The following is an 11,989-nucleotide window of genomic DNA, read 5'->3' on the forward strand; positions in this document are numbered from 1 at the left end:
GATATGATTCAGGTGTATCGAAGTCTTTTTCTTTTTGGACTTTGTTATTTGAATCTTTTTTCTTTGGGATCTTGTATCAGTAAGGAAACAAACCAAAAGTCTTCTCTACAGGAAGAGGTTTCCCTTCCTTCGCTTGAGCTCGAGAGAATCAAAGAATCTGTCTGGAAACATAAAAGTTTTGGCATTGTGAATGGAAACATTATGCCATCCAATGGGCTCGTTGTTGTCACTTCGCGGGGAATCGTTCTCATCGATACGGCCTGGGGATTGGAACAAACGATAGAACTCGAAAAACTGATCCAAGAAAAGTTCAAAAAAGAAATCCTATTTGTTGTCATCTCTCATTCTCACGAAGACAGATCCGGGGGAGTTCCTTTGTTTTTGAAAAAAGGAATTCCTGTATACACATCAAGTCGCACTGGAAAACTTTTAAGTGCAAAATCCATGACTGGATTACGTGCCGTTTTGGACATCCAACCCAGAATTCCCGCGGGAGACCAAACCGTTGAGGTTTATTTTCCAGGTGAGGGCCATACTTCCGACAATATCGTTGTTTGGTTACCGGACACTCATATTCTTTTTGGGGGTTGCCTTGTAAGACCTCTCGATGCAAAAGATATGGGTAATACAAAGGATGCCAATTTAGGCGAGTGGGAAAATTCTGTGAAGAAGGTTCTCGCCCGTTATCCAGATGCGGAAGTCGTGGTCCCAGGGCACGGAGATTGGGGCAAACTGGACTTACTCCGCCATACGATTCGTTTACTTGTTCCTGCGAACCACTAAGATCGAAAGTTTTTCCATAGGATTTGTGAGATTTCTCTCAGCACCAAGGGCACTCATCTTTTTGGCAATGGCAAGTAACATCTGTCTAGACGAACTTGGCCTTAGATCCAAAAGATAATCTACAAACTCTTCCATAATTTCAAAAGAAGTGAGTCCAAACTGGGTGAGGGTTCTGTCACTGGCCCAAACCAAATAATCTCCGATTTCAATTCCATCCGCCATGGAAAGTGGATGTTTGTGATTGGGATACCAATGATCGTCACCACTCCCTTCAATCACTTGGATTCCATGATCAGAAAATTGAAAGATGGGCATATCCATATAGTGTAGAAATGACATTTTATCTTCTTTGTTTTGGATCACAAAGGCAGAAATTTTTAGTCTTAAAAATGTAAATTGGTGGAGAGCAAATTTTAATTTTTCTAGTAGTTCTTCTGTGGAAAAAAGCCCATCTCCAAAGGAAGATACGATCCCATGAATGAATACTTTTTCTGAGGATTCTAAAATTCCTGGTTCCATATGCCCGGCAAGGATTCCAAAAATCCCATCTTTCGCCCGAACAATCCGAATGTAATCAGCACCCGCATAACGCATGACTGATGGGAACACGGAAACATCAAATCCTGGAATTTTTGGGATTTGAATGTCTGGAATTTGTTTGTTCACCGAAACGGCTTGGTTGGTTTTCCAATCAAATTTATTTTCGAACTGCTCTTCTCCAAGACTTTCATCTCCTTGAAGAAGAGCAAAACGGACCGATTTATAAATTTTATATTCTTCTGAATCTTGGTTTAGATTTCGAATGTCTTTAGGAAGTTCATTGTCCTGGATATGAGCAATGACATGAAGTATGAATTGGTATAAAAATCCGAGAAAGTAATAGATGATAAATCCAGTTAATAAAGAGAAAACAAAAGATGAATACACACCAACTAAGTTAAAGTTGAGTGTGTTTTCTCCTTTTGGATTTTGCCAGTGGGTGAATGTAAATTCAGCAAATAGAAAATGGATTAAAAAAAATAAAAAACTAATGATTCCGAAAAGGATCGGAAGTTTGACTCGGTAACTCATTTTCTGTCTGTTGTTTCCAATACTTTCATTATAATTGCAGAAAGAAAGAATAGAAAACTAAGAGGAACAAGTAACATAAGCATAGAAAAAACATCAGGGCCAGGTGAAAGGACAGCAGATACAACAGCGATGATGAGAACTGCTTCTCTCCATCTGGAAATGAGAAAACGAGAAGATAGGATTCCAATCCTACCTAGTAAAATGAGAACAACTGGAAGTTGAAAAGAAGCACCAAACACTAGGTGCAAATTAAAAAACAAATCGTAATATTCGTCAATCGGTAAATAGGGATCTACCCCATCTGGTCTGAGTACCACAAGGAAAATCCGAAGGAAGTTTTCAAAGACAGTAAACCAACAAAGAGCAAGGCCTGACCAAAAAAGTAAGGTGGAAAATAGAATGATGAATTTTCCCCATTTTTCCGTCCTCGGGTCCACAGCCGGAGCAATGAATCCCCAAAGGATAAACAATAAAAAGGGTAAAGAAACAAGGACTGATAGGATGAGAGAGGTTTTCAGATAAATGAGAAACGGCGCCATCAATTGGATCTGAAAAAAGTGGGCGTCCGGACCGAGAACAGATTTATAGGGCTCTATGAGAAAAGTATGAATTTCGCTCCCATAATACAAAGTACCAGTCATAAAGACGGCCACAACTAAGATGGAATAAATGAGTCTTTGGCGGAGTTCTTCTAAATGATCCCCCAGGGACATGTATTTTTCCCTGGTTTCAGAATCCTCCGGTAGCGGAAGTGCGGTTCTTTTTTTCCCTGCCAAGGTTTCGGTCTTTTATGCTTTTTTCTTTTTTCCAGATTTGGAAGCGCTTGTGGAAGCAGACTTTGGTTCTTCTTGTGGAAAACTAGGTTGGGATGGTTCGTCTTCCTGGCCCGTTAAGGACTTACGAAATTCTTTGATTCCTGAGCCTAAATCTTTGGCAAGGCTTGGAAGGCGTTTTCCGCCAAAAAAAAGTAACGCTAAGAAGACAATGAGTGCAATCTCCCATGGTCCTAAATTAAAAAAAGCAATAGGTGCTTGAAAAGAAAACGGATTGGATGGCATATTTCCCTCTTAAGGCAAGAGTTATGCAAACGAATCTAGAAGCAAGCGGAATGATAGAATTCTTTAAGGTCTTGCCCAATCTATTTTCCGGTGGAGTGTATTTAACAGATCCCAAAACCGGTCAGATTTTATTTTCGAACGATTTTTTTAAAAACAATTTGGGTTGTCATAGGGCCGGTGAGGACTGTTTGGAGTCAGAGCTTTTGTTGTGGGTCGCAGAAGAGGACAAGACAAACTTTCGTGACCATTTTTTATCACAGAATAAACATTCTGATCGGGACACCATTTCTGGTGATTACCGGTTTCGTATGCCGAATGAGGTTCTCGTTCGTTGGTTTCAATTCGAGAAGAAAAAAGTAAACATCCCTAATATGGATCCCAACTTACAAATTGTTTTTGTTCGTGATGTAACGAATGAAAAAACAAACGAAGTCAATATAGTTGAACAAATTCAGTTTTTCCTTGGTCTGTTTGAAAATGCATCGGTAGGGATGGCCTTACAAGACTGGGAAGGTGGATACTTCCGTGTTAATCCAAGGTTTACAGAAATCACGGGATATAGTTTTCAAAATTTAACAGACCTCAATATCAAACGAATTAAGGGCGAATCGATTTCCGAAGAAGAGATGGAATACTTTAGTTTCTTCAAAGAAGGGGTAGAGGAATCAAGACTGACTCGGAAAGATGGTAGGCGGATCAATGTATATCGAAGGATCAGTGCCTTTCGAAACTCCCAAGGCAAACCAGATTTTTATTATGTTTTTTTGGATGATGTTACAGAAAAAAAACAATTAGAATCTTATCAGTTACATTCGCAAAAAATGGAAACCATTGGTAGTTTGGCTACAAACATTGCACACGACTTAAATAACTATCTTCAGCCCATTCATGTATTTTCTCAGTTAGGTGAGGAACAAATCCAATCAGGAATATTTGATCAAAAAAAAATATTAGAGTATTTAGGTAAAATTAGAATGGGTGCAGATAATGCTCGTTCTATGATCCATAGAATCATCAAATATTCAAAGGTAAAAGATGAAAACTCTGCAACCAAAGTGGAGATTTCATCTGTGATTGAGTCTACCATTCCTCTGATCAACGCAGGTTTGCCAAAAAATGTGGAAGCACAGTTTGATTTTCATAAATCAGCTTTATATACTAAAATAGATGCAGTTCGATTTTCTAAAATTCTATGTGAATTAACATCAGGTGGACTTCTTGTTTGGGATGATCGTAAACGAGGACAGGTCAAAATCCAAACCTCCCACGAAGACGAATTTAAACTTTTAGTTTCGATGGAGTTTACAGGACTATCTTTACCAAGTCTTTCTGGACTGAGTATTCTCGATTTTGTGAACTTTGGTGATGAAGAATTCCAATGGACTGGTATGCACCTAATCAATCGTTATGTGAAAAACTGGGGTGGTGAATTTTGTATCGAAAAACCAGAACCAATGACAGTTCTCATTCATATTTTCCTTCCTTTGGAAGAAGGACAGGTTCTATCTGGTATTCCCAAATCAACATCAGGAAGTGATCCTAAGGATGTTTGGTTTGAAATTTCAAAAAAAGAGATTTGGATTGTGGAAGATGACGCTGCCGCAAGCGAAGCCATTTGTTTTGTATTATCACAAAAAAATATCGTTCCTAAGGTCTTTCGAAGTGCCTCCACTGCCTTGGCAACATTAAGGGATGAGGTTCCCGATTTTATTTTATCCGATTATCGGATGCGAGAGATGAATGGTCTTCAACTCATTCGGAAGATTAAAAAAGTAAATCCTGATCTTTCTGCCGTGTTATATACTGGAAATAGGGAGGGTTTAGATTCGGAAGAACTGGGTCAGGAAGGGATATTGGTTCGTTCCAAACCAATATCCATCGATGAACTTTATGAAACGATTTTGTTATCGTTTGGGTTTCTTTGATTTAGGAGCTTCTTCTGCTCCGGTGCTATCTTTGATAAACTGGATGACTTCCTTTTCAATGAGTTCTTTATCCGTTTTTACATACTTCGAAAGTAATACATGGGAACCATTTTCGATTTTTAAAAGTTTGTTTAGGGGACTATGGTTCGGACCTGACTCGATCAAATCATAAACTTTTAACATCGCAGGAACAGAAGCTACAAAATCATGTTCTCTCTCTGATTTGTAGTAATACATTAGTAAGGTGGGAGTTGAAATTTTAGGATAAGGATTGTTTTGATCCACAAATCTTTTGAGTTCCAAGATGTTTTTGATAGCACCGAAATACTGATCTAAATACCAATATTTAGCTGACTCATCCTTTGGGTCGGTTTTGGAAATACGCATTTTACCTTTGATGGCATTGATAAAGGATTCTCCCCAATGGAAACGAAAGATATGAGCGCTGGGATCATCAAAATCATAAAATGGCGAAGCAAGGATGAGTGAGTCTACAAGTTCTGGATGTTTTGCCGCCAAATAGGATGCAATGTTTCCACCCATACTCGTACCCACGAGCACAGTTTTGTGTCCGAGTTCTTTTGCATAAATCAAACTATCTTCTGCATCTTGAAGGTAACTCTGGAAGGGAGTGCGGAGATGGTCTTCTGGATTTGTTCCATGTCCAGGTAACCTTAGATAATAAGTATTGGCGCCAAAGTATTCTGTGAGTTTGTTTGTGACTTCTTCTCCTTCTCCACGACTGGCACCAAATCCATGTATGTAGACGATGGTTATGGGAGTTTTTTCTTCGGAGACTCGAACAAGTAACTCTTCATTGTTTGGTCGAACATTTTCTTTGAGACTTAGTCCGAGTTCACTTTGATAAAAAGCATCAAAATTTTCGAATTTGCGAGAGGAATCATAATTGTATTCACCGATAGACCAGTTGTAAGTGGATACTAGGAATGAAGAAAAAATGAGAGTGATGGCAATCACCCATTTGATTAGTATTCTCATCGAGGTTCTCTTGTTACGAAAGATAAATATAACAAATTCAGGAATTCTGTTACTAATTCAAGTCAATTTGTTTGTTTTCTGTCACAAACCTTCAGATCCCATCCAACTTTGGATGACACGACCTCCAGAAGTAGCAAAAACCGCTGCTGTCTATGGTCAAATAACAAACTCTTATGGAACCGATTTGACGATTCTTTCTATTTTTAGTAATGGCTATCAATCGGTGGAGTTTCATGAAACTTCCGTAGACGAAACATCACAAATTGCCCGTATGCATAAGCTAGAATATCCGATTGCCATGAAAGCTGGTGAAACTATTTTACTAGAAAGGTCGGGAAAACATTTGATGTTATACGATAAAGTAAACAGTTCGGAAAACTTAAAATTAGAGATCCATTTTTCAAATGGTGAAAAACGAACTGTGGTTGTGGAGGAAAAGTCGTTATGATTCAAAGATTATTTTTAATCTTTAGTTTGCTTGTAAGTCTCTTTTTAGTTGATTGTGGTCCTGGTTTTGAATTCACCGAACTGCCGATTGGTGGAAATATCGAGGCAGTTGATAGAGCTGGTAATTCCGTATCTTTTCAATCGATTCCAGAGCCAGTTTTACTCGTGTTTTTTGGTTATACGTATTGTCCAGATTTCTGTCCAAATACACTCGCAAAAATTAAGGCTGCTACCGAAGGTTTAACAGAAGAAGAAAAAACAAAATTCAAAGTGGTTTTTGTTTCTGTGGATCCAGTTCGTGATTCTCCAGAGACAACAACAAAATATGTAAGGTTTTATTTACCGGAATCCATTGGTCTTTCTTTTAGTCCCGATACAACTAACAAAATCATAAAACAGTATGCTGCTTATGTACAAAAAACAGAAGATGGTCAAAGCATTGACCATTCTACTTATATTTATGTATTAGATCGGAATCGAAAAACTCGAAAACTCATTAAGTCTACCGATTCCAAGGAAGTCATTACTAAATCAATACAGCTGTTAAGCGGCAATACCATTTAATCTTAACAAAGCATCGATTTCAGGATCTTTTCCATAAAAATCTCGGAAAAGATCCATTGCATTTGCCGATCCACCTTTTTCTAATACGGTTTTTCTGAAATGAGCTGCATGCTCTAGATCAAAAACACCTCGATCTACAAAAGAATAGTAGGCATTTGCAGAAAGTAACTCAGCCCATTTATACGAATAATATCCGGCAGCATATCCACCTGCAAAGATATGAGTGAATGAGTTTTGAAACTTATTGTATGTTGGAGGAAAGAATACTGAAACTTCTTTTCTGACTTGGTCTAGGATTTCTTGTACTCTGGATTCATTCGGTTTTTCGGCATGAATCAACATATCAAACTTTGCAAACTCTAACTGACGCACAACACCCATCGCTGACATAAAATTTTTAGCCTTTACCATGGTTTCAATGTAAGAACTTGGAATTGGTTCTTTCGTCTGGTAATGTTTGGCGAAGAGTTCTAATACCTTTGGCTCATAAGCAAAGTTTTCCAAAAATTGGGATGGAAATTCAACGGCATCCCATTCCACACCATTCACCCCACTCACAAAAGCCTCATTCACACGAGAGAGTAAGTGGTGGAGGGCATGACCTAATTCATGAAAGAGAGTGACCACGTCACTTGGACGAAGTAGTGAGGGTTGTGAACTTGTCGCTTTCGGAAAACTCGCCACCACAAAGGCAATGGGCAATTCTGTTTTTCCCGTCTCATCTTGGAAATGCGGTTTCCAATTGTGCATCCAGGCCCCACCTTTTTTTTCTGTGCGGACTTCTAAATCTAAATACAGACGTGATCTGGTAGTTCCTTCTACGACTAAGTCATAACAAAGAACCGAAGGTTCCCAAACAGCTGTATTTACTTGTTTGAACTGGATTCCAAGTAGTTTTTCTAAGAATTGAAAGGTTCCTGAAATCACAGTTTCTTTTTCTAAATATGGACGGTAGATCTCTTCGTCATAAGAGAATGATTCTTTTTTTAATTTCTCAGAATAGTAAGTTAGATCCCATGGTTCAAGTTCTGTCTGCCCTAATTTTTTTGCAAAATTTTTAATTTCATCTAATTCTCGTAAGGCGATTGGTTTTGCTTTTTTTGCTAAGTGATCTAAAAATTCGATCACTTGTTCTGGAGTGTCTGCCACTTTTGTGGCTAAACTTAGGTGGGAAAAAGTAGGAAAACCAAGTAGGTTTGCTTCTTCCGTCCGAAGTTTTAAAATTTCCTCCATTAGTTTTCCATTTTCTGGTGCTCTTGTGCAGTAGCCATCATAGAGTTTTTTACGAATTTCACGGTTTTCTCCGTATGTCATATAAGCAATGTAAGATGGGAAATGTAGCGTGAATTTATAAGTCCCATCTTCTTGTTTTGCCGATATTTTTTCGCTTTCGGGAAGACCTTTTACTTCTTCTTCCGATAAGTAAAGGGCAAAGGCATTTGTTGCGTTTAAGACATTTTGGGAAAATTGATTGGAAAGATCCGACAAACGAATGCGAATTTCTTTGAGTTTTTCTTTTGTTTGTATGTCGAGACCAACTCCAGACAACCGAAAGTCTCTGATTTCATTTTCTAAAACTTTGTTTGCCTCTTTGTTTAAATTCGTTTCAGAGGTTTGAATTTTTAATAGGGCCGAAAAAATATCTTCGTTTTGTCCAAGATCTGTATAGTATTCACTCAGAATTGGTAAGAGGCGACTGTAAATCGTTTGGCTTTCTTCGTTATTTTTTACCGAATTGAGGTGAGAGATCTCTGTAACGAGGTCTCCCAGTTCTGTTTGGATTCGTTCGTAAGGTTTTACGAAATTTTGAAAAGTCGGGTTTTCTATCTTTAAGAGGGTTTGAATGAAGCTTTTGTTAGACTCCATTTTTTCTAAAATGGTGGATTCTTTTTTAGGAAGATTTTCAGAATGAAATTCAGGAAACATAAAGACCTCTATAGATTTAGACTCGATTTCAAATGGTTCTTCGTCAGTTTGGGAACAGAGGGAAAGGATGCCACCGGAAAAAAGTAAAATTGTTTTCTTTGATGGGGTTTGTCATTTGTGTATGGGATCAGTTCAATTTCTATTGAAACAGAACGAAAAAGAGAATTTATACTTTTCGGCGATTGGTTCCCAAACTTTTTTATCCCTCATTCCAAAAGATGTACAACCGAGTTTGCCTGATAGCATTCTCTATTGGAAAGAAGGAAAACTGTATTTAGAATCGGATGCCATTGTGCAACTGGTTCGGGAACTGAAATTTCCTTGGTTTCTGTTTTCTGTATTTTGGATCATTCCTAAATGGGTTCGAAATCCAATTTACAGGTTTATCGCAAAACACCGTTATCAGTGGTTTGGAAAAGCCGAAGCCTGTATGATCCCATCACCAAATATCAAAAAACGATTTTTGGATTAAGGACTATTTGTTTTTACAAGTCTGAGGTTTAACTTTTTATTACGATCATAAGCGTATATAGAGATAGGTTCACCCAAAGATTCCCATTCCATTCCAAGTCCCTTCCAGATTAGAAAATCTGATTCCGAAACTAAAAAATAACCTTTGGTCTTGGGGAGTTCTGTTGTGCTCACCTCTTGGATCTTTCTATGATAGTAGTAAGCAAAACTAGGGATTCCGTGCGCCCCAAGCGAATATAAGGTTTCACCTTCTGGAACAATAGTTTGTACAACTGCAGCTGCTTTTTTGGTATCCATTCGTAATTCAGAAAATTTAGGTAAAAGAACCAAAGAAATAATTGTTACCATCACTAAGGCGACTGTAAGGTAAATTCGATACATATAAATTTGGTTGTGTTTTCTAGCAAGTTGGTCAGCAAGAAGAATAGAAAGAATTGGGTAAGCACTGAGCGGATAGGAAGGAAGTTTACTCGCCAAACATTCGTAAAAGATCCAAGAAAATCCAAGTCCAATGAGTAAAAACCGTTTTGCTGTAAAAGTGTAATCCATTTCTTTCCAATTCCAAGGAAGAAAATGTTGGATCATAGAGAATCCATTCGTTTTCAATAAGGCAAAAAGTTTCCAAGCGTTTTCATGAAGAAAAGAAAGATAAATTCTCGTCCAAGGGAAGAGTGTAATCACAAATAACAAAAGATAGGTGCCTGGTGGTCCCGATTGTCCGAAAACGGGATTAGTTGCTCTACGATAAACATACCAATCAAGCATCCAACGAATGAGTTCTCCCTCATCCTTTTGCCAAGAGAGGTATCCCCAAACGAGAAGTGGGAGTAGGGATAGCGGTAACCAAAAAAAAGGATTTAGTTTCCAAATTTGAGATCTTATTCTGCTTATCGAAAGTAGAAGAACACAAGTCCCTCCTAAAAAAATAAGGATCGGAGGCCCTTTGACAAGTAATCCAAAACTTACACTCAACCAAAATAAAAGAACAAATCGAGTTTTGTTGGATTGAATCCAGTGGTAGAGGGAAACATACCCCAACATTCCAAAAAATACGAGGAGAGAATCCACCAAAGCTATTTTCCCATTCAAAGGAAAATACAATGAAAAACTCAGAATACTAAAAGCATAAAGGGCTGTCCTAGATCCGTAGATAACATTTGTCAGATGGTATGTTAATAAACTCGTTCCTAAAATGCAAAGTGCTGGGAATAGGCGTAATACCCATTCAGAGGCTCCAAAGATTTGAAAAAAAGATGATGTGATCCAAAAATGCAAAGGTGGTTTTCTATGGGGTGTGGAATAAGGAAATTCCATGCTGAGGTAGTCTCTCGTTTCCATCATCGTACGAGAAAATCCTGCATAAGCAGCCTCGTCCTGGTCCACAAGGGGAGATGAGTTGCCATAGAATAAAAATATAAGTAAGATACCGGCCAGGATGAGGAAGGTGCGGTGGACAGATAGGAATTTCACAGTCTCAAAACAGAAAACCCTATCTCATTTGTCAAATGAAGAAATAGAACTTTGGTTTTGTATCCATTTTGTAACAAAACTGGAATCAAATTGGAAAATAAGATCTGTAAAGTTTTCTTATGCTTTTTAATGTACCAGGTCCAATTGTAGACATAGAGAAACAAACTACCTTGCGTCCTTCCTTATGGAAATACCGGTACGTTCTAATATCGTTAGCCCTACTTGGGATTTTATTCGTTTACCAATTAGCAGTTGTATTACTCCTTCGGAAGTCTGTCATTTTGCCAACTTCTCCCTTTACAGGTTTTAAACTTGTAAATCCTTATGAGAGTTGGAAGGGTGATGGACAAGAAAAGATATCCTTACACGCCCATTCTGATGAGGTATGGTTCACTCCAGAAAGACATAGTATTTCGGAAATCCAATCGGAATACAAACGAGAAGGTTTTTCGAATGTAGCCATCACGGATTATGGACAAATTTCTGAAACAGAAAATACAGATTACATTCGTGGATTTGAATGGGGGCAAAATTTAAAAAAACGCCACCTTCTTTCTGTTGGTCTTAAAAAATCTTTTTATGATTATTTCCCCATTTATGCTTCCAGAGAAAACTTAAACTGGGTCATGGACCGTATGAAAAAGTTAGGTGGGTATGTTGTGATTTCTCATCCAAAACTTTTTGATTCTTTTTCTAAAGAAGAAATTTTGTCTATCGCTGGGTTTCAGGCCATTGAAGTGTATTCTCCATTTGGTGATGATCATAAAATTTTGGATTCTCTTTTGAGTGTGGGTCGCAATGTTCATTGTATGGCAAGTGACGACTTACATTACTTTCCAGAAACATCGATCAAAACTTTTGACCAACCAACTTGGAAAGACATGATCCAAACTCTTGGAAACCAAAGAGGGCGCAAAGGGGAAAGTTTTTTACGTTATATTGTTACTGCTGAAGGGAATCTCAACCAAGCGGCTGTTCTTGCTTCTTTAAATTCTGGATCCTTTTATTGTGTTAAGAAGTTCTTTCAAGGAGCAGAAGATCCTATGGTTCCAAGAATCCAAGTGACAAAAAATGATACCATCCAAGTGGATTCACAGGAAAGGTATTTGGAAATTCGTTTTATCGGCCAGGCGGGTGAAGTTTTGCAAGTGAGCCCTGATACAAATAGGGCCGAATATAAATTTCAAGAAAAGGATTCTTATGTGCGTTTGGAAATGATCGCCCTAACTGGATCCATCCTTTCCAACGCCATTTATAGAAACTAAGATTAATTGA

At 38.1% G+C, this 11,989-nt stretch carries 12 protein-coding genes; 6 read left to right on the top strand and 6 right to left on the bottom strand.

Going from position 1 to position 11,989, the window contains the following annotated elements; all coding sequences use genetic code 11:
- The first annotated feature begins 3 nt into the window (after window positions 1-3).
- Complete coding sequence (bla, locus tag CH361_RS13995) at window positions 4-783, top strand: subclass B1 metallo-beta-lactamase (protein ID WP_100791429.1); 780 nt, start codon at window positions 4-6, stop codon at window positions 781-783.
- Here bla and rktP read toward each other — a convergent pair.
- From rktP to CH361_RS14010, 3 genes are all read right to left on the bottom strand, one after another.
- Complete coding sequence (gene rktP / locus CH361_RS14000; RefSeq protein ID WP_100791430.1) at window positions 760-1,854, bottom strand: Arg-Lys translocation region protein phosphatase RktP; 1,095 nt, start codon at window positions 1,852-1,854, stop codon at window positions 760-762. The genes bla and rktP overlap by 24 nt on opposite strands.
- On the bottom strand, window positions 1,851-2,567 hold the full coding sequence (gene tatC / locus CH361_RS14005; protein WP_100791535.1) for a twin-arginine translocase subunit TatC: 717 nt from the start codon (window positions 2,565-2,567) through the stop codon (window positions 1,851-1,853). The genes rktP and tatC overlap by 4 nt, the downstream gene beginning before the upstream one ends.
- A gap of 75 nt (window positions 2,568-2,642) precedes the next feature.
- A complete protein-coding gene (locus CH361_RS14010) occupies window positions 2,643-2,912 on the bottom strand; it encodes a Sec-independent protein translocase subunit TatA/TatB (protein WP_100791431.1) in 270 nt (89 codons plus the stop codon).
- Between the two features lie 23 nt (window positions 2,913-2,935).
- Here CH361_RS14010 and CH361_RS14015 point away from each other — a divergent pair, with 23 nt between their 5' ends.
- Window positions 2,936-4,837, top strand: a complete 1,902-nt coding sequence (locus CH361_RS14015) for a hybrid sensor histidine kinase/response regulator (protein ID WP_100791536.1) — start codon at window positions 2,936-2,938, stop codon at window positions 4,835-4,837.
- Here the strand turns inward: CH361_RS14015 and CH361_RS14020 are convergent.
- Complete coding sequence (locus CH361_RS14020) at window positions 4,817-5,836, bottom strand: alpha/beta hydrolase (protein ID WP_100791432.1); 1,020 nt, start codon at window positions 5,834-5,836, stop codon at window positions 4,817-4,819. The two genes, CH361_RS14015 and CH361_RS14020, sit on opposite strands and share 21 nt — an antisense overlap.
- Before the next feature lie 10 nt (window positions 5,837-5,846).
- Here CH361_RS14020 and CH361_RS14025 point away from each other — a divergent pair, with 10 nt between their 5' ends.
- Entirely contained in the window at window positions 5,847-6,284 is a 438-nt protein-coding gene (locus CH361_RS14025; protein WP_244279891.1) for a copper chaperone PCu(A)C, read from the top strand.
- The gene (locus CH361_RS14030; protein WP_425268687.1) at window positions 6,281-6,847 is read left to right on the top strand and encodes an SCO family protein; all 567 of its coding nucleotides are present in this window, start codon (window positions 6,281-6,283) and stop codon (window positions 6,845-6,847) included. The genes CH361_RS14025 and CH361_RS14030 overlap by 4 nt, the downstream gene beginning before the upstream one ends.
- On the opposite strand, the gene CH361_RS14035 is transcribed toward CH361_RS14030, so the two are convergent.
- Window positions 6,827-8,773 carry a M3 family metallopeptidase gene (locus CH361_RS14035; RefSeq protein ID WP_100791434.1) on the bottom strand — a complete coding sequence of 649 codons (1,947 nt, stop codon included), beginning with the start codon at window positions 8,771-8,773 and terminating at the stop codon, window positions 6,827-6,829. The genes CH361_RS14030 and CH361_RS14035 overlap by 21 nt on opposite strands.
- 67 nt (window positions 8,774-8,840) lie before the next feature.
- On the opposite strand from CH361_RS14035, the gene CH361_RS14040 reads away from it, so the two are divergent.
- A complete protein-coding gene (locus tag CH361_RS14040; RefSeq protein ID WP_100791435.1) occupies window positions 8,841-9,245 on the top strand; it encodes a thiol-disulfide oxidoreductase DCC family protein in 405 nt (134 codons plus the stop codon).
- Here the strand turns inward: CH361_RS14040 and CH361_RS14045 are convergent.
- Window positions 9,242-10,714 (bottom strand): ArnT family glycosyltransferase, encoded by a 1,473-nt coding sequence (locus CH361_RS14045; RefSeq protein WP_100791436.1) that lies wholly within the window; start codon window positions 10,712-10,714, stop codon window positions 9,242-9,244. The genes CH361_RS14040 and CH361_RS14045 overlap by 4 nt on opposite strands.
- 119 nt (window positions 10,715-10,833) lie before the next feature.
- On the opposite strand from CH361_RS14045, the gene CH361_RS14050 reads away from it, so the two are divergent.
- Entirely contained in the window at window positions 10,834-11,979 is a 1,146-nt protein-coding gene (locus CH361_RS14050; RefSeq protein WP_100791437.1) for a phosphoesterase, read from the top strand.
- Window positions 11,980-11,989 lie beyond the last annotated feature (10 nt).

This window comes from Leptospira brenneri, assembly GCF_002812125.1.
In the GTDB taxonomy this organism is placed as follows: domain Bacteria; phylum Spirochaetota; class Leptospiria; order Leptospirales; family Leptospiraceae; genus Leptospira_A; species Leptospira_A brenneri.